The sequence below is a fragment of the Pseudomonas sp. JC1203 genome (genome assembly GCF_056175065.1).
Genome location: NZ_JBWCAM010000007.1, coordinates 210836 through 236150 on the forward strand (window position 1 = coordinate 210836; position 25315 = coordinate 236150).

Here is a 25315-nt window from a genome sequence, read left to right on the forward strand (position 1 = left end):
AGCGAGCTTTTCAATCGCCGCAAAGCTCGCTGGCAAGCCAGCTCCCACAGGCATATTCATGCGTACCGATAAAAACCTGTACAAAAAAAGCACCTTTTCCAAACACCCCTGTCATACCTAGGTTACCCCCGCCAAATCCCCCTGCCGCCTGTCGCGCAACTCGTGCTAGCGCCAAAGCTAGCGTACGTTTTCGTATCCATTTGCTATACATGAAGGATCCAATTCGTACAGGATTTTTCGGCGCTGCCGTGTCTGGCAAGCCCGTATCGATCACCACGCCATTTGCTGTGTGGTGACGGAAGAAGCGAAAGGAAGAGCCGATAATGGACAATATCGTCGTCGCTGACAAAGCCACTGCCCAAGTCACTGCCCAAGCGTTTGGTAACGTTGCCCTGCAAGACCCCGCCGTAGTCCAGATCCCCGTGCCACCCGAGCAGGTGGCCTCCGTTGGCCGCAGCGGTGACGCCGCGGTGCTGCACCTCAAGAACGGCGAGCAGGTGCGGGTCGACAACTTCTTCAAGGCCAACCCCCAGGGCGTGCACAGCGACATGGTGTTCCAGGGTGAGAACGGCACCCTGTGGCAAGCGCAATACAACGCCGAAGCCTTCCACGGTTTCACTTTCGCCGAAGTCTCCTCCATCGATGACCTGCTGGCTGGCGTCGCCGTGGTCGGCAGCGCCACGCCCGAATGGGCCATTGCTGGCCTCGGCCTGCTGGGTGCCGGCGGTGCCACGGCGGCGGCCGTGGGTACGGGTGGTGGTGGCGGTGGTGGCAGTGACGACGGCACGGCGGCGGACACCACCGCCCCCGACGCGCCCACCGGCCTTGCCCTTTCCGCCAACGGCCTGACCCTGAGCGGCCTGGGCGAGGCCGGCAGCACCGTCACCGTGCGCGACGCCGCCGGCAATGTGCTGGGCACCGGCACCGTGGGTAGCGACGGCAGCTTCCAGGTGCCCTTGGGTAGCGCGCAAAGCAACGGCCAGACCCTGGACGTGACCCTGACCGATGGCGCCGGCAATACCTCGGCGCCCGGCACCGTTACCGCCCCGGACACCACTGCGCCCACCGCCCCCGCCGACCTGGCGCTGACCGGTGACGGCCTGACCCTGAGCGGCAGCGGCGAGGCCGGCAGCACCGTCACCGTGCGTGACGCCGCCGGCAATGTGCTGGGCACCGGCACCGTAGGCAGCGACGGCAGCTTCCAAGTCACCCTTAGCCAACCCGAGACCAACGGCCAGACGCTCAACGTCACCCTCACCGACGCCGCCGGCAACAGCTCGGCGCCCGGCACCCTGGTGGCGGCCGACACCACCGCGCCGGCCGCCCCCGGCAACCTTGCGGTCAACGCCGACGGCACCACCCTGACCGGCACCGGCGAAGCCGGCTCGGCCATCACCGTCAAGGCTGCCGACGGCACCGTGCTGGGCAGCGCCCTGGTGGCCGGCGACGGCAGTTTCAGCGTGACCCTGACGCCTGCGCAAACCGCCGGGCAGACGTTGACAGTAATCGACACCGACGCGGCGGGGAACGCCTCGCCCGCCGCCACGGCCCAGGCGCCCGATGCCGGCCAGCCCGAAGGCCCCGATACCACGCCGCCCGATGCGCCCACCGATGTCGTCATCAGCGGTAGCGGCACCCTGGTCAGCGGCCATGGCGAGGCCGGCACCACCGCCACCATCATCGACGCCAACGGCGCAGTACTGGGCAGCGGCGTGGTGGGCAGCGACGGCCTGTTCAGCATCGCCATCAGCCCGGCGCAAAGCAACGGCCAGGTGTTGCAGGTGACCCTTACCGACAGCGCCGGCAACGTCTCGGCCAACGTGCCGCTGACTGCCCCCGACACCACCGCCCCCGCGCAACCCGCCAATCTGGTACTGGCTGCCGATGGCCTCACCCTGACCGGCACCGCCGAGCCCGGCTCGCGGGTGCTGGTGCACGACGCCAACGGCCAGGTGATCGGCGCCACCCGCGCCAATGCCGACGGCACCTTCAGCCTGACCTTGGACAGCGCCCAGGCCAATGGCGAACACCTGGACGTCACGGCCACCGATGGGGCCAACAACACCAGCGCGCCGGTGTTGCTCACTGCCGCAGACACAACCGCACCCGACCGGGTGACCGATGTGGTGATCAGCGCCGATGGCCAGGCGCTGTCGGGCCAGGGCGAGCCCGGTGCCACCGTAACCGTGCGCGACATCAATAACGAGGTGCTGGCCACCGGCGTGGTGAGCGCCAATGGCACCTTCGCAGTCACCCTGCAGCCACCCGTCACCGAGGGTGACATCGTGCGTATCACCCAGGCGGACGCCGCCGGCAACGCCTCCCCCACACTCGCCGTCATCGCCCCGGACGCCGATGGCCCCGGCACCCCAACCGACCTGGTGGTCAATGCCGACGGCTCGCAAGTCAGCGGCAGCGGCACCGCCGGCAACCTGATCGAGGTGCGTGACGGCGCCGGCAACCTGCTGGGCTCTGCGGTAGTAGACAACGATGGCCACTTCACCGTGGACCTGGCTACCCCCCAGGCCAACGGCGAGGTACTCAACGTACAGGCCACCGATACCAATGGCGAAGCCTCGGTCAACGTCCCCGTCTTCGCCCCCGACATCACCGGCCCCGCCGCTGCCACCGCCCTGGTGGTCAACGCCGATGGCCTGCTGCTGACCGGCCGCGGCGAAGTCGGCGCCACCGTCACCGTCAAGGATGCCGCCGGCAATGTCCTGGGCACCGCCGTGGTGTCGCCCACCGGCAGCTTCGCCGTCACCCTGGCCAGCGCGCAGATAGACGGCCAGCCCCTGCACGTGACCCTGACCGATGCGGCCGGCAACCCGTCGCCCACCGCCGATGTCGACGCCCCCGACCTGGACGGCCCGCTGCAGCCGGGCAACCTCAGCGTCAATACCGCCGGCACCGTGCTCAGCGGCATGGGCGAGGCTGGCGCGCATATTACCGTCACCAGCGCCAATGGCACCGTGCTCGGCACTGCCGTGGTGGCCGCCGACGGCACCTTCAGCGTTACCCTGAGCAGCCCGCAGCACAACGGCCAGACGCTGCTGGTGGCCGCTACCGACAGCGTCGGCAACGGCGCCGGCCCGGTAAGCTACGTCACCCCCGACACCCAGGCCCCCGCGCCTGTCACCGACCTTGGGGTAAACGCCACTGGGCAGGTGCTGACCGGCAGCGGCGAGATCGGCGCCAGCATCACCGTGCGCGACCCTTCAGGCAGCGTGATCGGCACTGCCACGGTGGACGGCGACGGCCGCTTCACCGTCAACCTCACCACCGCACAAACCAATGCGCAGGCACTGCAAGTGGTACAGGCCGACGCCGCCGGCAACCCGTCGACGCCCGCCGCCGTGGCCGCGCCGGACCTCACACCACCGGCGCAAATCGCCGACGCCGGCATTTCCGCCAACGGCGCGATCGTCAGCGGCCACGGCGAAGTGGGCGCCACCGTCACCGTGCTGGACGCCAGCAATCAGCCGCTGGGCAGCGCCGTGGTGGGCAGCAACGGCCTGTTCCAGGTGACCCTGGGCACCGCGCAAACCAATGGCCAGGCGCTGACCGTGCTGCAGACTGACGCTGCCGGCAACCCCTCGCCTGCCAGCGCCCTGACCGCACCCGATACCCAGGCGCCCGCCGCGCCCACCGGGCTTACCCTCAACGCCGACGGCAACGCACTCCGCGGCACCGGCGAGGTGGGAGCCACGGTGCATGTCTACGCCCAGGACGGTACTGAACTGGGCTCCGTAGTGGTGACCAACAGCGATGGCAGCTTCACTGTCCCTCTCACCACCGTGCAGGCCGATGGCCAGGCGCTGCACGTCAACCAGAGCGATGCGCACGACAACGTTTCCGCCGACGCCGCCTTCACCGCGCCGGACACCACCGCGCCCGGCGCGCTCGCCAACCTGGCGATAAGTGCCAACGGTGCCACGGTTACCGGCACCGGCGTGGCCGGTGATACCGTGTACGTACGCGCCCCCGACGGCAGCCTTCTGGGCAGCGCCGTGGTGGCCGGCAACGGCAGCTTCAGCGTCACCCTGAGCCCTGCCCAGCTGGACGGCCAGACGCTTGCCGTGCACCAGGAAGACGCCAGCAGCAACGCCTCGGCCAACCAGACCGTGATCGCCCCAGACCTGACCGCCCCCGCGCCGGCCACCGACCTGGCAGTGGACCCCACCGGCACCACGCTCACCGGCAACGCCGAGGCCAACAGCACGGTGAAAGTGCTGGACGCCAACGGCAACCTGCTGGTTGCCGTAACCGCCGGCACCGACGGCCATTTCACCGCCATCCTGCCCAGCGCGCAGACCGACGCGCAAACACTGCAGGTCACGGTCTCGGACGGCACCTACACCTCGCTGCCGGCCACCGTTACGGCGCCGGACACCACAGCGCCGGCCGACCCCGAAAACCTTGCCGTGACCCCGGATGGCACCCAGGTGTCGGGCACCGGTGAAGCCGGCAGCACGGTCACCGTGCGCGACGGCACCACCGTGCTGGGCAGCGGCACCGTGGGCAGCGACGGCGTCTTCGTGATCACCCTGACCACCCCTGCCGCCACCGGCAGCACCCTTACCGTCACCAGCAGCGACGCTGGCGGCAACTCGAACGCCATTGGCCTCACCGGCCCCGACGGCACCCAGGTGGCCAGCCCCACCGACCTGGCCCTGGCCAGCGACGGCAGCACCCTCACCGGCAGCGGCACCGCCGGCACTACCGTCAACGTGCTGGACAGCACCGGCGCCAGCCTTGGCACCGCGGTGGTCAACAGCAGCGGGCGCTTCAGCGTACTGTTGCGCATCGCCCAGGTGAACGCCCAAACCCTGCACGTGACCGCCAGCGACGGCAGCCACACCTCGGTGCCTGCCACTGTAGTGGCCAGCGACAGCACCGTGCCCGATGCGCCTACCGACGTCGCCGTGGCGGCCAACGGCAGCATCCTCACCGGCAAGGGCGAAGCCGGTGCCACGGTGTCGGTCAGCGACGCCAGCGGCACCGTGGTCGGCAGCGCGCTGGTGGCCAGCAATGGCAGCTTCGTCGTCACCTTCACCACCCCGCAGCTCAACGCCCAGGCGCTGACCGTGACCCAGAGCGACCCTGCCGGCAACGTCTCGCAGCCGGCCAGCACCGTGGCCCCCGACCTGACCGCGCCGGACGCGGCCGCCAACCTGTCCATCAACAACGTCGGCACCGTGGTCAGCGGCACCGGCGAGGTGGGTGCGGCCGTGACCATACGCGACGCCAATGGCACCGTGCTGGGCACCGGCACCGTGGACCAGAGCGGCAACTTCCAGATCAGCCTCGGCAGCGCGCAGACCAATGGCGCGGCCCTGCATGTGAGCCTGACCGACGCGGCGGGCAACGTTTCCGCCGACGCCAGCCTGACCACCGTCGACACCACCCCGCCGGCCGTGGTCAGCAACCTGACCATCAGCAACGACGGCACCACCCTCAATGGCAGCGGCGAGCCCGGCGCCACCGTGCGCGTCACCGACAGCAGCGGCAACCCGCTGGGCAGCGCCGTGGTGGGCAGCAACGGCAGCTTTTCGGTCACCCTGACCACTGCGCAAACCGCCGGCCAGACCCTGGATGTCAGCCAGGCCGACCCCAGCGGCAACGTCTCGCCATCGGTCACCCAACTGGCCCCCGACACCACGCCGCCCGCCGCCCTCACCCTGGTGGCCATCAACGCCGACGGCGTCACCGTGACGGGCCACGGCGAACCGGGCGCTACCGTGCACGTCTACAGCGCCGACAACACGCTGCTGGGCACAGGCCTTGTGGCCACCAACGGCGCTTTCAGCCTGACCCTGAACACCGCGCAACTTAACGCGCAGGTGCTCACCGTCACCCAGGAAGACCCGCCCGGCAACGTCTCAACGGCGGTGGACATCACCGCCGTGGACCTCACCCCGCCCGCCACCCCCAGCGGCCTTGTGCTCAATGGCGCCGGCCTGCAACTGACCGGCAACGCCGAAGCCGGCAGCACCGTGACCGTGCGCAACGCCCAGGGTACGGTGCTGGGCACAATCACCAGCGGCAGCGATGGCGTGTTCCACGTCACCCTCGGCAGCGCGCAAACCAACGGCCAGGCCCTGACGGTCACCGCCACGGACGCCGCCGGCAATATCTCTACTGCGGCCAGCCTCACCGCCGCCGACACCACCGCGCCGCTGGCGGTCGGCAACCTGGCCGTCGCCAGCGATGGCGCCACCCTGGCCGGCAGCGGCGAAGCCGGTGCCACCGTCACCGTGCGCGACGCCAGCGGCACCCTGCTGGGCACCGTGGTGGTGGGCAGCAACGGCAGCTTCAGCGTTGGCCTGGCCCCCAGTGCCAGCGCCGGCAGTACCCTCAACGTGGTGCAGACCGACGTAGCCGGCAACGCCTCGCCCAATGCCTCGGTGACCGCCCCCGGCACCCTGGCCGAGCCTGCCCCCGCCAACCTGGTGCTCAGCGCCGATGGCCTGACCCTGACCGGTACCGCCACCGCCGGCAGCACCGTCAGCGTGCACAACGCCGCCGGCACGCTGCTGGGCACCACCCAGGTGCTCAACGACGGCACCTTCAGCGTCACCCTGGCCAGCGCGCAACTGAACGGCGAGGTACTGACAGCCAACGCCACCTCAAGCGATGGCATCAACTCGTTGCCCGCCGGCCTCACGGCTACCGACCTGACACCGCCAGCGCCGCTCAGCGACCTGCACCTGGCCGCCAATGGCGCCTCGCTGGCCGGGCGTGGCGAAGCCGGCGCCACTGTCACCGTGCTGGGCCAGGGCGGCATCGAGCTGGGCACTGCCGTGGTCGCCGCCAACGGCACGTTCAGCATCACCCTGAGCACTGCGCAAACCAACGGCCAGGTACTCAGCCTCAGCCAGAGCGATGTGGCCGGCAACGAATCGAACAGCGTCAACCTCACCGCGCCCGACCTGGTCGCCCCCACTGCGCCTGCCGTCAGCGGCGTCAGCAGCGACGGCCTGGTGCTGTCGGGTAGCGGCGAAGCCGGCGCCACCGTCAAGGTCCTGGGCACCGACGGCACGCTGCTGGGCACCGGCACCGTGCGCCTGGACGGCACTTTCCAGGTCACCTTGAACACACCGCAGGCCAACGGCCAGACCCTGGCCGTGACCCTCACCGATGCCGCCGGCAACACCTCGCCGGCCACCAGCCACGTGTCGGTGGACACCACCGCGCCCGCCGTGCTCACGCAACTGGCCATCGGCAGCGATGGCGCCAGCATCACCGGCCACGGTGAAGCCGGGGCCACGGTCACCGTCAGCGACGCCGACGGCAACCCGCTGGGCCAGGCGGTGGTCGGCAGCACCGGCACCTTCACCCTGGTACTGGTTACCCCACTCACCAACGCCGAAGTGTTGACCCTGGTACAGGCCGACGCCGCTGGCAACGTGTCGCCGGCCACCAACCTGACCACCCCGGACTTCACCCCGCCGGCGGACCTGGCAGGCGTCACCATAAACAGCGCCGGGAGCGTGATCACCGGCACGGGTGAAGCCGGCGCCACCGTCACCGTAAAAGACGCCGCCGGCGTTGAGCTGGGCCGCACCACCGTGCTTGGCGATGGCACCTTCACCGTCAGCCTGAGCACCCCGCAGGTCAACCATGAAACGTTGGCCGTGCAACAAGCCGACCCGCCCGGCAACGTCAGCAACCCCTTCCAGGTCATTGCACCGGACCTGACCCCGCCGGGCGTGCCCACGCAGTTGCTGTTCAACGCCACCGGCACCACGATCAGTGGCACCGGCGAAGCCAACGCAGACGTGACCATCAAGCTGGCCGACGGCACTCAGATCGGCACCGGCACGGTCGACAGCACCGGGCACTTCCTGGTGACCCTGGATGCCGGCTATGCCCAGACCAACGGCCAGGGCGTGTGGGTAACGCTCACCGACAGGGCCGGCAACACCTCGGCGCCGGGCACCCTGAGCGCCCCCGACATCACCGCGCCTGACCCGGTAGCGGGCCTGACGCTGAGCGCCAGCGGCCTGCTGTTGAGCGGCACCGGTGAAGCCGGCGCCACGGTCACGGTCACCTCCAGCAGCGGCTCTGCCGTGGGCACCGGCACCGTGGCCGCCGATGGCACCTTCAGCATCACCCTGGACAGCCCGCAACTCAACGGCCAGACACTGGCGGTGGTGCAGCAGGACGTGGCGGGCAACAACGCTGTCGCCACGCCGTTCACCGCACCCGACGTGACCGCGCCAACCGCGCCACTGGTCACCGCGCTGAGCAGCGACGGCCTGACCCTGACCGGCACCGGCGAGGCCAACGCCACGCTGGTGGTGACCACGGCCAGCGGTTCGGCACTGGGCACCACCACCGTCAACGCCGATGGTACGTTCAGCGTCACCCTTGGCAGTGCGCAATTGAACGGCCAGGCCCTGACCCTGGTGCAGACCGACGTGGCCGGCAACCATGGCACGCCACTGGTCTACACCGCTGCCGACGTCACTACACCCGACGCCGTGGCCAACCTTGCGGTCAGCCCGAACGGGCTGGTGTTGACCGGTACCGGCGAGGCCAATGCCACCGTGCGCGTCACCTTGGCCGGCGTCGAACTGGGCACCGCCACGGTGGCAGCCGACGGCACCTTCAGCGTCAACCTGAGCGGTGCGCAGATCAACGCCCAGCTGCTGAGCGTCACCCAGGCCGATGCGGCCTTGCACGTATCGACGGCGGCCACTGTCACTGCCCCGGACATGACGGCGCCGGCAACCCCTGCCGTCACCTCGATGACCGCCAGCGGCGCCACCCTCAATGGCACCGCCGAGCCCAACAGCACCATCACCGTCACCAACGCCGCCGGTACCGTGGTGGGCACCGGCACTACCGGCACGGACGGCATCTTCCATGTCACCCTGAGCCCGGTCCAGGCCAACGGCGAGGCGCTGTCGGTGGTGGCGACCGATGCTGCCCAGAACCATTCCACAGCCCTGGGCTACGCAGCGCCGGATATCACCGCACCTTTGGTGGCCACTAACCTGAGCATCAGCGCCGACCACAGCGTGCTGGCCGGGCGCGGCGAAGTCGGCGCCAGCGTCGTGGTCACCAATGCCAGCAACACTGTGGTGGGCAGCGGCACCGTGGCCGCCAACGGCAGCTTCCTGGTCAACCTGGACCCCGGCATTGCTGCCAACGCCGTGCTGACAGTGAAACTCAGTGATGGCACCAACGTGTCTGCTGGCGCCGACCTGACCGTGCCGGTCAACCCCGCGCCCGATGCGCCGGACAACCTGGTACTGGCCGCCAATGGCTTGACCCTCACCGGTACCGCCGCAGCCTCCAGTGTCATCACTGTGTACAACGCGGCGGGCACCTTGCTGGGCAGCGCCACCAGCGTCGGCGGCGTGTTCACCGTGACCCTGGATACCGCGCAAACCAACGGCCAGACCCTGTCCGTGGTCGCCACCACGACCCTGGGCGGCGCCTCGCTGCCCGCCTCCGTGGTGGCAGCCGATACCACCGCCCCCGACGCCCTCGACAGCCTGGCGGTGAACGCCACCGGCCTGGTGGTGACCGGGCATGGCGAGGTGGGCGCCACAGTGACCCTCACCTCCAGCACCGGCAGCGCCCTGGGCAGCGGTATCGTGGCGGCCAACGGCACCTTCAGCATTACCCTGGGCAGCGCCCTCACCAACGGCCAGTTGATCAACGCAACCCAAGCCGACAGTGCCGGCAATGCCTCGGCGAATGCCACCGTCAACGCGCCCGACACCACCGCGCCCGTCGCACCCAGCGTGCTGGGCCTCAACGCCGCCGGCCTGGTGCTGTCGGGCGTGGGCGAAACGGGCGCCACCGTCACCGTGCGCAACGCAGCAGGCGACGTGCTCGGCACCGGCAGCGTGGTGGCCGGCGCCTTCGCCGTCACCCTCAACGCAGCCCAACTCAACGGCCAGACCCTCAGCGTCAGCCAGGCCGACGCCGCCGGCAACGTCTCCGCCAGCGGCACCCTGGTGGCCAACGACACCACCGCCCCTGCCGGCCTCACCAACCTGGCGCTGAGCAGCAGCGGCCTGCAGGTCACCGGCAGCGGCGAGGCCGGTGCGACGGTGACCGTGGCCAGCGGCACCACCACCCTGGGCACCGCCGTGGTCAACGCCCAAGGCACCTTCACCGTGACCCTCAACAGCGCCCAGCTCAACGGCCAGGTGCTGAGCGTGTCGCAGGCCGATGCCGCGCTGAACGTGTCGCCCATCTCGACCCTCAACGCCACCGACGTGCAGGCGCCCACGGCGGCGACCGGCGTCAGCCTGGCCGCGAACGGCCTGACCCTGACCGGCACCGGCGAAATCGGCGCCACAGTGGCCGTCACCAACGCTGCGGGCACATCCTTGGGCACCGGCACCGTAGGCGCCGGCGGCACCTTCACCATCACCTTGAACAGCGCGCAGCTGGACGGCCAGGTGCTGACCGTGCGCCTGACCGACGCCGCCAACAACGTCTCGGCCGGCGCCAGCGTGACTGCGCCGGACACCACCGCTCCGGCCGCGCCCACCGGCATTGCCGTGAACGCCAGCGGTACCCTGGTCAGCGGCACCGGCGTCGCCGGCTCCACGGTCAAGGTGCTGCTGGGCGCCACTGTGCTGGGTACCGGCACGGTCGCGGCCAATGGCAGCTTCTCGGTGGCGATTGCCGCGCAAACCAACAGCCAGGTGCTGACCGTCACCCAGGCCGACCCCACCGGCAACGTCTCGGTGGCCGCCACGGCTACCGCGCCCGACCTCACCCCGCCTGCCGCCGCCAGCGGCCTGGTGGTAGCTGCCGACGGCCTGTCCCTGAGCGGCACCGGCGAGGCAGGCAGCACGGTCACGGTCAAGACCGCCGCCGGCCTGGTCCTGGGGACGACCAGCGTCGGTAACACCGGGCTGTTCACCGTCACCCTGGGCACCGCGCAAAACCACGGCGAAACCCTGACCGTCAGCCTGGCCGACAGCAGTGGCAACGTCTCCAGCGGCGCCACCGTGGTCGCCACCAACATCGACGCCAACATCCCGCTGGTGGCCAGCAACGACCTGGCCACCGCCACGGTCAACCTGGCGCCGGTGAGCACCACCACCCACTACGCCGACTCGTTCAGCACCCTGCTGTCGGGCTTCTCCAAAACTTACTCGTTCAGCATCAGCGCGGGTACCACTGGCACCCCAACCCTGACCCTGACCGCCAGCAGCCTGGTGTCGCTGCTCAACGGCGTGGTCTACGCCCTGCAGGTCAAGGATGCCAGCGGCGCCTGGGTGACCCTGGACATCAACGGCAACGGCGGCCTGCTGGACCTGCTGACCCTGGGCTCGCAACAGGTGCAGGCGAAGATCGGCACCTTGCTGGCCGGCGACTACAGACTGGTGGTCTCCAGCACCGGCATCGGCCTGCTGACCACGGTCACCAGCGACCTGTCGCTGCAGACCACCAGCCTCACGCAGTTCACCGGCACCGCCGGCGCTGCCACCCTTGGCAACGTGCTCACCGACCTGGGCACCAGCGGCGTCGCCGACCAGCTGGGGCCCAACAACCTCGCCGTGCTCAAGGTGCTGGTGAACGGCAGCTACGTCACCGTCGCCAGCGGTGCCGGCACCACGGTGCAGGGGCTGTACGGCACGCTGGTGATCCATGCCGACGGCAGCTACACCTACACCGCCAACGGCAGCACCAGCAGCGTGGGCAAGGTCGACACCTTCAGCTATGAGCTGGTGCACCCCACCGCCGGCACCGCCACCGCCACCCTCTATGTGCGCATCGACAGCCCCCAGGCCACGGAAACCTGGAGCAGCACCAACCTCGCCAGCCCGGCCGTGGTGGTCGACGCCACCAACGACATTGCCAGCACCAGCATTACCCTGGCGGCCAAGGAGGTCACCACCACTTCCACCCTGGGCACCCTCAACGTGCCGCTGTTGGGCGGTAGCGCCACCTACACCACCAGTGTCGCCAGCAACACGGTCAGTGACCTGACCGTGACCCTCAACGCCAGCAACCTGCTGAGCGTGGCCGGTGGCTTGACGGTGACGCTGTACAAGCAGAACACCTCCGGCGTCTACGTGGCGGTGAAGACCGTCAGCGGCAGCTCGCTGCTGAGCCTGGGCAGCAACAACTACGGCGTCACCTTCGAAGATCAGACCGCGGGCAGCTACCAGGTGAAAGTGGCAGTGACCGGGCTGGGCATTCTCAGCACCATCACCACCAGCCTCACCAACGTCGCCACCTACACCAACCAGAACGTGGTGGGCACCTACACCCCGGTCAGCGGCAACCTGCTGACCGACACCGCCGGTGGTGGCGTGGACGTGCTGGGCTCGGCCTACACCGTGCTCAGCGTGCTGCTGGCCGGCACCTACGTGACGCCGGGCTACAACGGCACCACGCTGACCGGCACCTATGGTTCATTGCTGGTGCACGCCGACGGCAGCTACGTGTACACGCTCAATGCCGGCCTGACCGACGCGGTCATTGGCCACAGCGACGTGTTCACTTACGAACTCACCCACCCCAATGGCACCACCGACGTCGCCACCCTGACCATCGGCCTCAACCAGGCCAGCGCGGTGGCCACGTTCTCGGCCCTGTCGCTGGTCAGCGACGACAGCACCGCCGCCGCCACTGCGGCGGTGGCCAGCACCACCGAGGTCATCCAGGGCACCAGCGGCAACGACACCCTGGATGCCGGCCACGGCGGCGCGGTGACCCTCAACGGTGGCGCCGGCAACGACACCCTGATCGTCCACGACCAGAACTTCACCTCGGTGGACGGCGGCACCGGCACCGACACCCTGCAGTGGGCCGGTGGCGACGCCACCATCGACCTCGGCAACCTGGCCAGCCGCATCCACAACATCGAGATCCTCGACCTCAACACCACCGGCACGGTGAGCCTGACGCTGAACCTGGCGGACATTATCGCGGTCACCGAAACCGGCGCCGACAAGCTGATCATCAAGGGCGGCAGCAACGACAGCGTGCACATGACCGGCAGCACCTGGGTGGCCGACGCCAGTGAACAATCAGGCGGCGTGGACTATACCCAATACACGCCACAGGAGGATCCAAGTCATCACCTTTGGGTACAGAGCGGGGTGCATGTGGTGTAACCCACCCGTTCTGCCGTTCTGTGGGAGCTGGCTTGCCAGCGAGTTTCAGGGCCTCAACAGCTCGCTGGCAAGCCAGCTCCCACAAGGGCCCGGGGGTATAGGTTAATTCAGGAAGAACCTAATAACAGTAAGGGAACCCAGTGAAGCCAGTTCGCCTTTCGAAGTTGTCGGCGGTCGTGCTGTCCGTCGGCCTGCAGCATTGCATCACGGTGTCGGCCCTTGCCGACGATCATCTGGAACCCGGGCTCAGCGTCATCAGCCCGACCAAACTGCAACCCAACCCCGGCAAGCCCGCCCGCGCGCCCGCGGCGCCGCGCACGGTCAGCGCCAGTGAACAGCGCCTGGGCCTGGAACAAGCCATCCGCGTGGCCGTGGACTGGCACCCCAGCATCGCCGAGGCCGTGGGCACCCTGATGCAACAGGGCGAGAACATCAACGTCGCCCAGGCCGGCTACTACCCCCAGGTCACCGGTGGCATCAAGGGCGGCTACGACAGCGGCTATGACGGCGACCGCAACACCCAGGCCATCAGCATTTCCCTCAAGCAGATGCTCTACGACTTCGGCAAGGTCGACAGCTCGGTCGACGCCGCCCGCGCCAAGGCTGCGCAGAGCCAGGCAAACATTCTGCTGTCCATCGACCAGGTGGCGCGCGACACCGCCTACGCCTACATCGAGGTGCAGCGCTACCAGAACCTGCTGGGCACCGCCCGCGACCAGATCAAGGGCATCGGCGACATCGTCGAACTGGCCCAGCAGCGCAGTGACATGGGCGCCAGCACCCGTTCCGACGTGGTGCAGGCGCAGTCCCGGGCCGACGGCGGCCTGGCCACCCTGCAGGACTACAAGGCCCAGTACGCGCGCTGGCAGACCACCCTGGCGAACCTGCTGGGGCAACGCAGCGTGCCCCAGGTCACCGACGCCTTCGCCCCCGGCCTCAACCAGTCGTGCCAGGCCCCCGACAACGGCGATGCCCTGCCCGCGGTGCTGGCCGCCGTGGCCCAGCGCACCCAGGCCCAGGCCGAGCTGGCCAACGCCAAGGCCCAGGCCTACCCCACCCTGTCGCTGGAGCCGTCGCTGAACCAGTACCTGGACAACGACTACAACCAGAACAACCCCGACATCAACCGCACCCAGGTGGGTATCTTCCTCAACCTGGAAGTGCCGATCTACCAGGGCGGTGCCACCAGCGCCCGCACCCGCGCCGCCGGCCACGCGCTGAGCGCCGCCGACTCGGCCGAGGACGCCGCCCGCCTGCAGGCGCGCCAGGGGCTCACCGAAGCCCAGGCGCAAACCTCCAGCCTGAACCGCCGCCTCGGCGCGCTGCAAACCCGCGAAGCCAGCATCAGCCAGGCCCGTGAACTGTACGGCAAGCAATACCTGGAACTGGGCACCCGGCCGCTGCTGGACCTGCTGAACGCCGAGCAGGAGATCTACCAGTCACGCTTCGACCTGGAAAACACCGTGGCCGACATGCGCCGCCTGCAAATCGATTGCCTGTACAACAGCGGCGGCCTGCGCCGCGCCTTCGGCATCGACCACAGCACCATCCAGCACGTGGAGATCCTGCCATGACCGACGCCATCGTCATCCCCCACGACCCTGCCGCGCCACCGCCGCGCGCCGACTACGCGCCGTGGCTGGAAGCGGTGCTGACCATCGCCCGCCATTACCGCCTGGACGTGTCCCCGGAAAGCATCCGCATTGCCTCGCAGCAACCCGACGCACGCCTGGAAGACGTGGTGCGGCACATGGCGCGCCAGGCGGGCTTGAGCGTCAAGTTCGCCGGCTTCGACCGCCGCAGCCTCAGCCGCTGGCGCGCGCCGCTGGTGGTGCAGCTGCGCGACGGCCAGGTGGGCGTGGTGGAAAGCGTGGGCGAGGACGGCGAGCTGGGCATCGTCTTCAGCGGCGACCAGGGCCTGCAAAGCCGCATCGACCCGGCCACCCTCGCCGGCCAGGCCATTCGCACGGTGGTGCTGCGCCCCACCCAGGTGCTCAGCGACGTGCGCACCGACGACTACGTCAAACCCTTCGACGAACACTGGTTCCGGCGCATCGTGCTGCGCGACCTGCGGCCCTACACCCAGGTAATGATCGCCTCGCTGGTGGCCAACCTGCTGGGCATGGCCGGCGTGCTGTTTTCCATGCAGGTGTACGACCGGGTGATTCCCGCCGAGTCGCTGCCCACCCTCTACGTGCTGTTCGGCGGCGTGCTGCTGGCAGTGGTGTTTGACTTCGTGATGCGCATCATGCGCCTGCGCATCACCGACCTGCTGGGCAAACGCGCCGACCTGCGCGTGTCCGACCTGGTGTTCGGCCACGCCCTGCGCCTGCGCAATTCGGCGCGACCGCGCTCCACCGGCTCGTTCATTTCGCAGCTGCGCGAGCTGGAGCAGATCCGCGACCTGATCACCTCCAGCACCGCCACGGCGCTGGCCGACCTGCCGTTCTTCCTGATGTTCCTGCTGGTGTTCTACCTGATCGGCGGCGCGCTGGTCGCCATCCCCATCGTCGCCCTGGTGCTGATGGTGCTGCCCGGGGTGCTGGCCCAGCGCAAGCTGGCGCGGCTGGCCAACGAGTCCATGCGCGAGGCAGCCCTGCGCAACGCCATGCTGGTGGAGGCCATCCAGGGCCTGGACGACATCAAGGCGCTGCAGGCCGAACAGCGCTTCCAGCAGCAGTGGAACCACTACAACGCCGCTTCGGCGGAAAGCAGCCTGCGCCTGCGCAACCTCACCAACAGCCTGGTGGCCTGGACCCAGAACGTGCAGAGCGCGGTGTTCGCCGTGGTCATCGTGTTTGGCGCGCCCATGGTCATCGCCGGCGACCTGACCACCGGCAGCCTGGTGGCCGCGTCCATCCTGTCATCGCGGATGATGGCGCCCATGGCCCAGCTCACCCATGTGCTCACCCGCTGGCAACAGGCCAAGGTGGCGTTGCAGGGCCTCAACCGCATCATGCAGCTGCCGGTCGACCACCCCCAGGGCAGCCAGCGCGTGCACCTGCCGGCGATTCGCGGCGAATACCAGTTCCGCCAGGCCGGCTTCCGCTACAGCGAAGAAGCGGCGCCGGCCCTCAGCGGCATCAACCTGACCATCCGCCCCGGCGAACACATCGCCATCCTGGGCCGCAACGGCGCCGGCAAATCCACGCTGTTGCAGGCGCTGGCCGGCGGCATGGACCTGAGCACCGGCGAAACCACCCTTGACGGCATCGCCCTGGCCCACCTGGACCCTGCCGACCTGCGCCGCGACGTCGGCCTGCTGGCCCAGCACGCGCGGCTGTTCCACGGCACCCTGCGCGACAACATCACCCTGGGCGCCGGCCAGGCCAGCGACCAGGAGATCCTCGCCGCGCTGTCGCACACCGGCGCCCTGGATTTTGTGCGCATGCTGCCCAAGGGCATGGACCACGTGATCCTCGAAGGCGGCCAGGGCCTGTCGGGCGGGCAACGGCAAAGCCTGCTGCTGTCGCGCCTGCTGTTGCGCCAGCCGCAGGTGCTGCTGCTGGATGAGCCCACCGCCAGCCTCGACGACATCACTGAACGGCGGCTGCTGGAACAACTGGCGCAATTCACCCAGGGCCGCACCCTGGTGGTGGCCACCCACCGCATCAGCCTGCTGCAACTGGTGGAGCGCATCATCGTGGTGGACGGCGGGCGCATCGTCATCGACGACCACCGCGACGCCGCCCTCGCCCGTCTCAAGCAACCGCAAGGAGCGCAGGCATGAGCACTTACGAACACGCGTCATACCTGGACGGCGACGACGACCGTGGGCTGGTGCGTGGCGCCCGGGTGATCTGGGGCTGCGCGATCATGCTCGGCTGTTTCTTCGCCTGGGCCTACTGGTTCCAGGTGGTGGAAGTGTCCACCGGCACCGGCAAGGTCATCCCCAGTTCCCACGAACAGGTGATCCAGTCCATGGAGGGCGGCATCGTCAAGCAGTTGAACGTCAGCGAAGGCGCGCTGGTGGAGCGCGGCGAGGTGCTGGCGCAGCTGGACCCGGTGAAAAACGAGTCCAACGTCGGTGAAAGCGAGGCCAAGTACCGCGCCGCCCTGGCCAGCGTCAACCGCCTGCAGGCCGAGGTAAATGACACGCCGCTGAAATTTGCCCCTTCGCTGCAAGGCTACCCCGACCTGATCAGCGCCGAGACCGCGCTGTACACCACCCGCCGGCGTGGCCTGGAGTCGACCCTGGCGGGTATCCAGGAGTCGCTGCGGCTGGTGCGCAGCGAATTGCAGATTACCGAGAACCTGGCGAAGATCGGCGCCTCCAGCCGTGTCGAAGTGCTGCGCCTGAACCGCCAGCGCTCGGAGCTGGAACTGAAGGCCACCGAGGCGCGCTCAGACTACATGGTGCGCGCCCGCGAAGACCTGGCCAAGGCCAACGCCGAGGCGGACATGCTGGTGGCGGTGATTCGCGGCCGCAACGATTCGCTGGAACGCCTGACCCTGCGCTCGCCGGTGCGCGGCGTGGTCAAGGACATCGAGGTGACCACCGTGGGCGGGGTGATTCCGCCCAACGGCAAGCTGATGGAAATCGTGCCGCTGGACGAGCAGTTGCTGATCGAGACGCGCATCGCCCCCCGCGACATCGCCTTCATCCACCCCGACCAGGAAGCCAAGGTGAAGATCACCGCCTACGACTATTCCATCTACGGCAGCCTCGACGGCAAGGTGGTGACCATCTCCCCCGATACTATCCAGGACGAGGCCAAGCCGGAGATCTTCTACTACCGGGTGTTCATCCGCACCAACGCCGACGTGCTGCGCAACAAGGCCGGCAAGACCTTCGCCATCGTCCCAGGGATGATCGCCACGGTGGACATCCGCACCGGCGAGAAGACCGTGCTCGACTACCTGATCAAACCCCTGAACCGCGCACGCGAGGCGCTGCGCGAACGATAAGGCATTGCATCAGCGGCTGGCCAGGTTGGTCGGCGCCTTCAACGGCTGCGACTGCGCCAGGTAACGGTTCCACTCGCGGGTGATCTCGGCATACGGCAGGAAAATGCTCACCCGTGGCTGATTGGCAAGGTCGGCACGCTTGAGCCCTGCCAGGTCGCCCTGGGTGAGGTACGCCACGTTGATCCCCACCACCTTGCCATCGGCGGCAAACACCGGCCCGCCGGACATGCCCTTGGCCGTGGGCGCATCGTTGGTGGCGTACATCACGTTGCCTTCCTTCGCGTCCAGCCGCACCATGGCCGACAGTGCGCGGCCCTGGCCTTTCACCGGCACGTAGAGGGAATTGAAGCCCACCGCCGTCAGCGTCTCGCCTGGCACATAGGCCCGCCACAGCGGCGCACCGTCGGCCTTGTGACGGAAGAACTGCACGTCCGCCTGGCCCTGATAGACGGCGCCGGGCAGGTATGGAATGTGTTTCACCGTGACCGCATAATCGGCGTTCCACTGCACCGCCGTGCCCATCAGCATAAAGGGCAATGGCCCCCCTGAATGAACGACGAAGGCTTGGTCATAGACGGGGTCCGTGGTGTAAGCGGTCGGCATTCCATTGCACCCGCTGAGCAGCACACAGGCTGCCAGGAGCGACTTGAGGGGGTTCATTTCTGCACGCTGAGGTGAGTGAGTGATGGCAGGAATATATCAGTGTGCCATCACTGGGTCGATAGCGTGAGCCTACCGTTCGGCTGGATCCAATTTATTTTGGGTATCGTCTGACTAATTGAATTTTTCCGCCCGTGATACCCAAACAAGGGAGATCAACCCACCCGGAGATCCCCATGCCCGTCACGAAACAATCCTTCCCCGTCGCCAACGTCCGCCACTTCCTGGAACCCGGCCCCATCGTGCTGCTGTCGTCGCGCTGGCGAGACCAGACGAACATCATGACCCTGGGCTGGCACATGGACACCGCCCCGTAGCAGCAATTTTCTTGAAGCCGCGTTGCCTGCATCGCGACTAAAGTCGGCTCCTACGCCGTGCGTGGTAGGAGCCGGCCTTGGCCGCGATGCAAACGATGCCGCCCTGTAGCAGCTGCCGCAGGCGGCGTCCGCCGCCAATGATTAACCCGGAATCACCGCAATCACATCAATCTCCATCAACCACTGCGGCTGCCCCAGCGCCGACACCACCAGCCCGGTGGAAATCGGGAACACGCCCTTCAGCCATTTTCCCACTTCCTGGTACACCGGCTCGCGGTAACGCGGGTCGATCAGGTAGGTGGTGGTCTTGACGATGTGCGACAGGTCCGAGCCCGCCTCTTCCAGCAATTGCTTGACGTTTTTCATTGCCTGCTCGGCCTGGGCGCGGGGGTCGCCGAGGCCGACCAGGTTACCCTCGAAATCGGTGCCCACCTGGCCGCGCACGTACACGGTGTTGCCGGCGCGCACGGCCTGGCACAGGTCGTTGTCCAGGGATTGGTTGGGGTAGGTTTCCTTGGTGTTGAACATGCGAATACGGGTATGGGTTGGCATCGGTGGCTCCTTGGCAAATGGCAGAAATCAGGCGCTGACAGTGGTTTTTTCCGCGACCGGGGCCTGACGCAGGCTGGCATCACGGTGGTAGGCGGCGTACTGGCGCTGGATGGCGATCTGGTCGGCAATGTACTTGGCGTCGTGCCACACGCCCCAGATGAACGACGAACCGCGCCGCGACTGCCACGGCAGGCCCAGGAAATACACGCCGGGTTCGGTGGACACACCGCGCTGGTGCGTCGGCTTGCCCTTGGCGTCGAAGGCGTCCACGGCCAGCCAGGTGTAGTCGGTGGCAAAGCCGGTGGCCCAGATGATGGTGCTGACGCCGGCTGCCAGCAGGTCCAGTTGCTGCAGCGGCTGGCTGATGCACGGCGCATCGGCGAACACCCGGCGCGCGCCGGGCTCGGGCGCAAGGTCGATGCCGTTGCGCTCGATGTAGGCATCGGCGGCGTTCAGCAGCGCCAGGTAGTTGTCGTCGCCGCGCTTGAGGTTGTCGACCAGGTCGGGCTGGAAGCGCGCCACCGCGCCGTCGAAGGCCTGGGTCAGGCCCACCAGGGTCATGCCCTGCTGCGCCAGTTCGCGGAAGTCCACGGTGCGCCCGCCATGGGCGCCGCTGACGGCGATGGTGACGTGCTCGCGGCCCGGTTTCATGGCCGCCGCGTCCCACTCGCCCAGCACCCCCAGCCACCAGCAGAAATCCCGCCCGCGGTAGGCGCGTGGCGGCCGGTCGTGCTGGCCCACCGACAAGTACACATCGCGGCCGGCGCGGCGCAGTTCATCGGCGATCTGCACGCCGGAGGACCCGGCGCCCACCACCAGCACGCCGCCGGCCGGCAGCTGCTGCGGGTTGCGGTAGTCGGCGGAGTGGAGCTGCGTCAACGGCACGTTCCTGGGGGCAATGGCCGGAATCACCGGCACCTGGAACGGGCCGGTGGCGACCACCACGCGGTTGGCCTCGATGACGCCCTCGCTGGTCACCACGGTGAAGCCGGGGCGGCCGACGTTGCGCTGCACCTTCTTCACCTCCACGCCGGTGCGGATCGGCGCGTTGAATTTGCGTGCATAGGCTTCGAAGTAGTCGGCCACGCGCTCCTTGGGGGCAAAACCGTCGGGGCTCAGGTCATCGAATTCCATGCCGGGAAAACGGTCGTGCCAGGCCGGGCCGTTGGCCACCAGCGAATCCCAGCGGCCGGTGCGCCAGCGCTCGGCGATGCGGTTGCGCTCCAGCACCAGGTGCGGCACACCCAGCTTGCCCAGGTGCTCACTCATGGCCACGCCGGCCTGGCCGGCGCCGACGATAAGCGTATCGATTTCCACGGTTGCCACTGTCATGTCTGTGTCCTTCTCAAAAGCGTGCCGAAGTGGTTCGGTCAGGTGGGTGCTCTTGAGCGCATTCTGTGCAAGGACGGTGGCGGGCGAAATGAGGTTTTTTGTGGTCGCAGGGCAGGAAAAAGCTAGGCGGCCGAAGAACCGCGTCGCTAGTGACGCAGCCTCCGGCAGCTGCTACAGCGCGTTACCTGTAGCAGCGGCCGTCAGGCCGCGTCACTAGCACCGCGCAGCCAGCAGGCCATGGCACAGCAGCCCGAGCATGGCGCGCATGTGCGCGGCATGGGCGGCGCGATCGGGAGCAGGCTCGGTGGCCAGGCGGATAAACGCCAGGTTCGCATACTGGTTGAACAGCGTCGCCGCGACGTCAATGTCCACCTCGGCGCGCACCTTGCCCAGGCGCTGGAAGTGCGCCAGCAACGCGCGGGTCTCGGCCACCACCGCGTCGTTCCAGGGCTGCAGCACCGCGGCAAATTCGCCGGTGAACAGGAACGGCGCCAGCTCGCGCCACAAGGTGGCCGGCATGGCCTGCAGCTGGTAGCGGGTCATCAGCCCTTCCAGTTCGCACAGGGCTTCCAGCGGGTCGGAGTCGTCGCCCAGGTGCGCCCGCGCCTCTGCCATGGCCTGCTGGTCGGGGCCCTTGAGCAGGGTCAGCAAAATCTCCTGCTTGCCGCCGAAATAGTTTACCACCGTGGGCGCCGAGACCCCGGCGCGGTTGGCGATCTGCTCAAGCGTGGTGGCGACAAAGCCCTGGCTGATGAACAACGCCAGGGCCGCCTCTGCGATGATCTGGCGGCGCTGTTCTTTCTGTCTTTCGCGTAGACCGGTCATGGGGGCTCTGGGCTGCGGCATGGGAGCCCCTAGGGTAAGGGTTTGTCTTTTTCCTGCAAAATATTTTGTTTACAAAAATATTTTTGGCTGCGAATAATTTATCCATACCCCGCCGCCACAGGAGCCAGGCAATGTCCGACCAGACCCGCCCCACCCGCAGCACTCGTGATTACCAGGCCGCCGACGCCGCCCACCACATCCACGCCTTCGTCGACCAGAAGGCCCTGAACGCCGAAGGCCCGCGGGTGATGGTGCGCGGTGAGCGCCTGGCCCTGTGGGACAACGAAGGCAAGCGCTACCTGGACGGCATGTCCGGCCTGTGGTGCACCAACCTGGGCTACGGCCGCAAGGACCTGGCCGCTGCCGCCAGCCAGCAGCTGGAGCAACTGCCGTACTACAACATGTTCTTCCACACCACCCACCCGGCGGTCATCGAACTGTCCGAGCTGCTGTTCAGCCTGCTGCCCGGCCACTACAGCCACGCGATCTACACCAACTCTGGCTCCGAGGCCAACGAGGTGCTGATCCGCACCGTGCGCAAGTTCTGGCAGGTGCAGGGCAAGCCCGAGAAGAAAATCATGATCGGCCGCTGGAACGGCTACCACGGCTCCACTCTGGCCGCCACCGCGCTGGGCGGCATGAAGTTCATGCACGACATGGGCGGCACCGTGCCCGACGTGGCGCACATTGACGAGCCCTACTGGTACGCCCACGAAGGCAACCTGACGCCGGAGGAATTCGGCCTGCGCGCGGCGCGGCAGCTGGAAGAAAAAATCCTGGAGCTGGGCGCCGACAAGGTCGCCGCCTTCGTCGCCGAACCCTTCCAGGGCGCCGGCGGCATGATCATCCCGCCGGCCACCTACTGGCCGGAAATCCAGCGCATCTGCCGCAAACATGACGTGCTGCTGTGCGCCGACGAAGTCATCGGCGGCTTTGGCCGCACCGGCGAGTGGTTCGCCCACCAGGCGCTGGGCTTCGAGCCCGACACCCTGTCCATCGCCAAGGGCCTGACCTCGGGCTACATCCCCATGGGCGGGCTGATCCTGTGCAAACGCATGGCCGAGGCGCTGGTGGAGCGCGGCGGCGTGTTCGCCCACGGCCTCACCTACTCCGGGCACCCGGTGGCGGCGGCGGTGGCGATTGCTAACCTCAAGGCCCTGCGTGACGAAGGCGTGGTCGCCCAGGTAAAGAAAGACACCGGCCCCTACCTGCAGAACACCCTGCGCGAGGTGTTCGGCAACCACCCGCTGGTGGGCGAGGTGCAAGGCATCGGCCTGGTGGCGGCGCTGCAGTTCACCCAGGACAAGGCCACGCGCCAACGCTTCGCCAACGAGAACGACATCGCCTGGCGCTGCCGCACCATCGGCTTCGAGGAAGGCCTGATCATCCGCAGCACCCTGGGGCGCATGATCATGGCCCCGGCGCTGGTGGCCACGCGGCTGGAGCTGGACGAACTGGTGGACAAGACCCGCATCGCCGTGGACCGCACCGCACGCGAGATCGGCGTGCTTTAACGTGTGCGCGGTGCCCGTCAGGGCCAGCGCAGCCTGCGGCAGCGGCTACTGGGTGTAGCCGCTGCCGTAGGCTGCGCTGGCCTTTTTGGGCACAGGCGATTATTCAGTTACAGAGCTTTTTACGAACCTGCGACGATAAAAATCCTCGTTTCGCCCGCCCGGGGCCATGGCCATGATGGTCTTGAGCACTCAACAGGACGAACCCCCATGACGTTTTCCATCGTCGGCCGCTGCGCCGAAACCGGCCAGCTGGGCATTGCCATCAGCTCTTCCAGCATCGCCGTGGGCGCCCGTTGCCCGTGGCTGCGCCCAGGCGTTGGCGCGGTGTCCACCCAGAACATCACCCTGCCGGCCCTGGGCCCGCAGGTGCTTGACCAGCTGGAACAGGGCCTCACCCCCGCCCAGGCGCTGGACAAGGCGCTGACCAGCAACGGCTACAGCCAGTACCGCCAGGTCACCGCCCTGGACCACTTGGGCAATGCCGCGCACTTCAGCGGCAGCGAAACCCTGGGCACACACAACGCCGTGGCAGGCGAACAATGCGTGGGCGCCGGCAACATGCTCGCCGACCGCAGCGTGATCGACACCCTGGTGCGCACCTTCGAAACCAGCGAGGGCCAACTGGCCGACCGCCTGCTGGCCGCCATGCAGGCCGCCGTGGCCGCCGGTGGCGAAGCCGGGCCGGTGCATTCGGCCGCGCTGGTGGTGGTGGGCGAGCTGACCTGGCCCATCGTCGACCTGCGCGTGGACTGGGCCGACGAGGCGCCCATCGATGCCCTGGCAACGCTTTGGCACGCCTACCGCCCGCAGTTGCAGGACTACCTGACCCGCGCCCTGGACCCCACCAAGGCCCCCAGCTACGGCGTGCCCGGCGATGAATAGTCGCGCCCTGCTGGCCGACCTGATCGCCTTCGACACCACCAGCCGCGAGTCCAACCTGCAACTGATCGAATACGTGCGCGACTACCTGGCCCGCTTCGATGTGCCCTGCCAGCTGATCTTCAACGAGCAGCGCAGCAAGGCCAACCTGTTCGCCACCCTGGGCCCGGACGACCGCCCCGGCATCGTGCTGTCGGGCCACACCGACGTAGTGCCCGCCGACGGCCAGGCCTGGAGCGTGCCGCCATTCAGCCTCACCGAGCACGGCGGCAAGCTGTACGGCCGTGGCACCGCCGACATGAAAGGCTACATTGCCTGCGTACTGGCGGCGGTGCCGGCGTTGCTGGCCGCGCCGCTGCGCCTGCCGGTGCATATCGCCTTGAGCTACGACGAGGAAGTAGGCTGCCTGGGCGTGCGCTCGCTGCTCGCCGAACTGGCCCAGCGGCCGCACCGGCCGCTGCTGTGCATCATCGGCGAGCCCACCGAACTCAAGCCGGTGCTGGGCCACAAGGGCAAGCTGGCCATACGCTGCGACGTGCACGGGGCGGCCTGCCATTCGGCCTATGCACCGCAGGGGGTTAACGCCATCGAGTACGCCGCCCAGCTGATCGGCGAGCTGGGCCGCATCGGCGCCGGGCTGCGCGCGCCGGCGCTCCATGACGAGCGCTTCGACCCACCGTTCAGCACCGTGCAGGCCGGTGTGATCAGCGGCGGCAAGGCGCTGAACATCGTGCCCGAGGACTGCCGCTTCGACTTCGAGGTGCGCGCCCTCCCCGCCCAAGACCCGCGCCAGGTGGCCGAACAGCTGCAACGCTACGCGCGCACTGAAGTGCTGCCGCGCATGCAGGCGGTGCACGCCGACAGTGCCATCCACTTCCGCGAACTATCGGCCTACCCGGGCCTGGCCACCGACCGGCACAGCCAGGCGGCGCAGTTGATTGCGCAGTTTTGCGGCAGCGACGCCTTCGGCACGGTGGCGTTCGGCACCGAGGGCGGGCTGTTCGACGCCCTTGGCATCGCCACGGTGGTGTGCGGGCCGGGCAGCATGGACCAGGGGCACAAGCCCGACGAGTTCGTCAGCGTGGCGCAATTGGAGGCGTGCGATGTGATGCTGGGGCGTATTGCCGAGTATCTGCATACGCCGTAACGCAACCACCGCAGGAGCCGGAACTGCCGAGGTTTTTTATCGAGGCGGAGCACATTTTTACTAATTTCCTGCCCGCCACGC

Annotated in this window: 13 protein-coding genes; 8 read left to right on the top strand and 5 right to left on the bottom strand. The window is 68.2% G+C overall.

The genetic code is table 11. From position 1 onward, the window contains the following. Positions 1-10: 10 nt before the first annotated feature. The gene (locus AC0SZ7_RS13065) at positions 11-331 is read right to left on the bottom strand and encodes a hypothetical protein (RefSeq protein ID WP_475504801.1); all 321 of its coding nucleotides are present in this window, start codon (positions 329-331) and stop codon (positions 11-13) included. Here AC0SZ7_RS13065 and AC0SZ7_RS13070 point away from each other — a divergent pair. From AC0SZ7_RS13070 to AC0SZ7_RS13085, 4 genes are all read left to right on the top strand, one after another. Beyond that, the gene (locus AC0SZ7_RS13070) at positions 324-13100 is read left to right on the top strand and encodes a BapA/Bap/LapF family large adhesin (RefSeq protein WP_475504802.1); all 12777 of its coding nucleotides are present in this window, start codon (positions 324-326) and stop codon (positions 13098-13100) included. The two genes, AC0SZ7_RS13065 and AC0SZ7_RS13070, sit on opposite strands and share 8 nt — an antisense overlap. Before the next feature lie 140 nt (positions 13101-13240). Beyond that, positions 13241-14674, top strand: a complete 1434-nt coding sequence (locus AC0SZ7_RS13075; protein WP_475504803.1) for a TolC family outer membrane protein — start codon at positions 13241-13243, stop codon at positions 14672-14674. Further along, on the top strand, positions 14671-16830 hold the full coding sequence (locus tag AC0SZ7_RS13080; protein ID WP_475504804.1) for a type I secretion system permease/ATPase: 2160 nt from the start codon (positions 14671-14673) through the stop codon (positions 16828-16830). Before AC0SZ7_RS13075 ends, AC0SZ7_RS13080 begins: the two co-directional genes overlap by 4 nt. Continuing rightward, the gene (locus tag AC0SZ7_RS13085; protein ID WP_475504805.1) at positions 16827-18008 is read left to right on the top strand and encodes a beta-barrel domain-containing protein; all 1182 of its coding nucleotides are present in this window, start codon (positions 16827-16829) and stop codon (positions 18006-18008) included. Before AC0SZ7_RS13080 ends, AC0SZ7_RS13085 begins: the two co-directional genes overlap by 4 nt. A 9-nt stretch (positions 18009-18017) precedes the next feature. On the opposite strand, the gene AC0SZ7_RS13090 is transcribed toward AC0SZ7_RS13085, so the two are convergent. Beyond that, positions 18018-18668, bottom strand: a complete 651-nt coding sequence (locus tag AC0SZ7_RS13090; protein ID WP_475504806.1) for a trypsin-like peptidase domain-containing protein — start codon at positions 18666-18668, stop codon at positions 18018-18020. Between the two features lie 176 nt (positions 18669-18844). Between AC0SZ7_RS13090 and AC0SZ7_RS13095 the strand changes: the two genes are divergently transcribed. After that, complete coding sequence (locus tag AC0SZ7_RS13095) at positions 18845-18985, top strand: hypothetical protein (RefSeq protein ID WP_475504807.1); 141 nt, start codon at positions 18845-18847, stop codon at positions 18983-18985. A gap of 141 nt (positions 18986-19126) precedes the next feature. On the opposite strand, the gene AC0SZ7_RS13100 is transcribed toward AC0SZ7_RS13095, so the two are convergent. From AC0SZ7_RS13100 to AC0SZ7_RS13110, 3 genes are all read right to left on the bottom strand, one after another. After that, entirely contained in the window at positions 19127-19537 is a 411-nt protein-coding gene (locus AC0SZ7_RS13100) for a RidA family protein (protein ID WP_475504808.1), read from the bottom strand. Between the two features lie 27 nt (positions 19538-19564). Then, the gene (locus AC0SZ7_RS13105; RefSeq protein ID WP_475504809.1) at positions 19565-20869 is read right to left on the bottom strand and encodes a flavin-containing monooxygenase; all 1305 of its coding nucleotides are present in this window, start codon (positions 20867-20869) and stop codon (positions 19565-19567) included. Positions 20870-21082: 213 nt separating this feature from the next. Continuing rightward, entirely contained in the window at positions 21083-21694 is a 612-nt protein-coding gene (locus AC0SZ7_RS13110; protein WP_475504810.1) for a TetR/AcrR family transcriptional regulator, read from the bottom strand. A gap of 131 nt (positions 21695-21825) precedes the next feature. On the opposite strand from AC0SZ7_RS13110, the gene AC0SZ7_RS13115 reads away from it, so the two are divergent. From AC0SZ7_RS13115 to argE, 3 genes are all read left to right on the top strand, one after another. Then, positions 21826-23208, top strand: coding sequence for an aspartate aminotransferase family protein (locus AC0SZ7_RS13115; RefSeq protein WP_475504811.1), 1383 nt, complete (start codon positions 21826-21828; stop codon positions 23206-23208). Positions 23209-23415: 207 nt separating this feature from the next. Continuing rightward, a complete protein-coding gene (locus AC0SZ7_RS13120; RefSeq protein ID WP_475504812.1) occupies positions 23416-24090 on the top strand; it encodes a DUF1028 domain-containing protein in 675 nt (224 codons plus the stop codon). Beyond that, positions 24083-25234: an acetylornithine deacetylase gene (gene argE, locus AC0SZ7_RS13125; protein WP_475504813.1), complete on the top strand. Its 1152-nt coding sequence runs from the start codon at positions 24083-24085 to the stop codon at positions 25232-25234. Before AC0SZ7_RS13120 ends, argE begins: the two co-directional genes overlap by 8 nt. Positions 25235-25315: the final 81 nt, after the last annotated feature.

Bases quoted from the DNA above. Each gene is read 5' to 3' on its own strand.
- AC0SZ7_RS13105 (WP_475504809.1), bottom strand. From the start codon at position 20,869: ATGACAGTGGCAACCGTGGAAATCGATACGCTTATCGTCGGCGCCGGC.
- AC0SZ7_RS13090 (WP_475504806.1), bottom strand. From the start codon at position 18,668: ATGAACCCCCTCAAGTCGCTCCTGGCAGCCTGTGTGCTGCTCAGCGGG.
- AC0SZ7_RS13095 (WP_475504807.1), top strand. From the start codon at position 18,845: ATGCCCGTCACGAAACAATCCTTCCCCGTCGCCAACGTCCGCCACTTC.
- AC0SZ7_RS13110 (WP_475504810.1), bottom strand. From the start codon at position 21,694: ATGACCGGTCTACGCGAAAGACAGAAAGAACAGCGCCGCCAGATCATC.
- AC0SZ7_RS13080 (WP_475504804.1), top strand. From the start codon at position 14,671: ATGACCGACGCCATCGTCATCCCCCACGACCCTGCCGCGCCACCGCCG.
- argE (WP_475504813.1), top strand. From the start codon at position 24,083: ATGAATAGTCGCGCCCTGCTGGCCGACCTGATCGCCTTCGACACCACC.
- AC0SZ7_RS13120 (WP_475504812.1), top strand. From the start codon at position 23,416: ATGACGTTTTCCATCGTCGGCCGCTGCGCCGAAACCGGCCAGCTGGGC.
- AC0SZ7_RS13115 (WP_475504811.1), top strand. From the start codon at position 21,826: ATGTCCGACCAGACCCGCCCCACCCGCAGCACTCGTGATTACCAGGCC.
- AC0SZ7_RS13085 (WP_475504805.1), top strand. From the start codon at position 16,827: ATGAGCACTTACGAACACGCGTCATACCTGGACGGCGACGACGACCGT.
- AC0SZ7_RS13070 (WP_475504802.1), top strand. From the start codon at position 324: ATGGACAATATCGTCGTCGCTGACAAAGCCACTGCCCAAGTCACTGCC.
- AC0SZ7_RS13100 (WP_475504808.1), bottom strand. From the start codon at position 19,537: ATGCCAACCCATACCCGTATTCGCATGTTCAACACCAAGGAAACCTAC.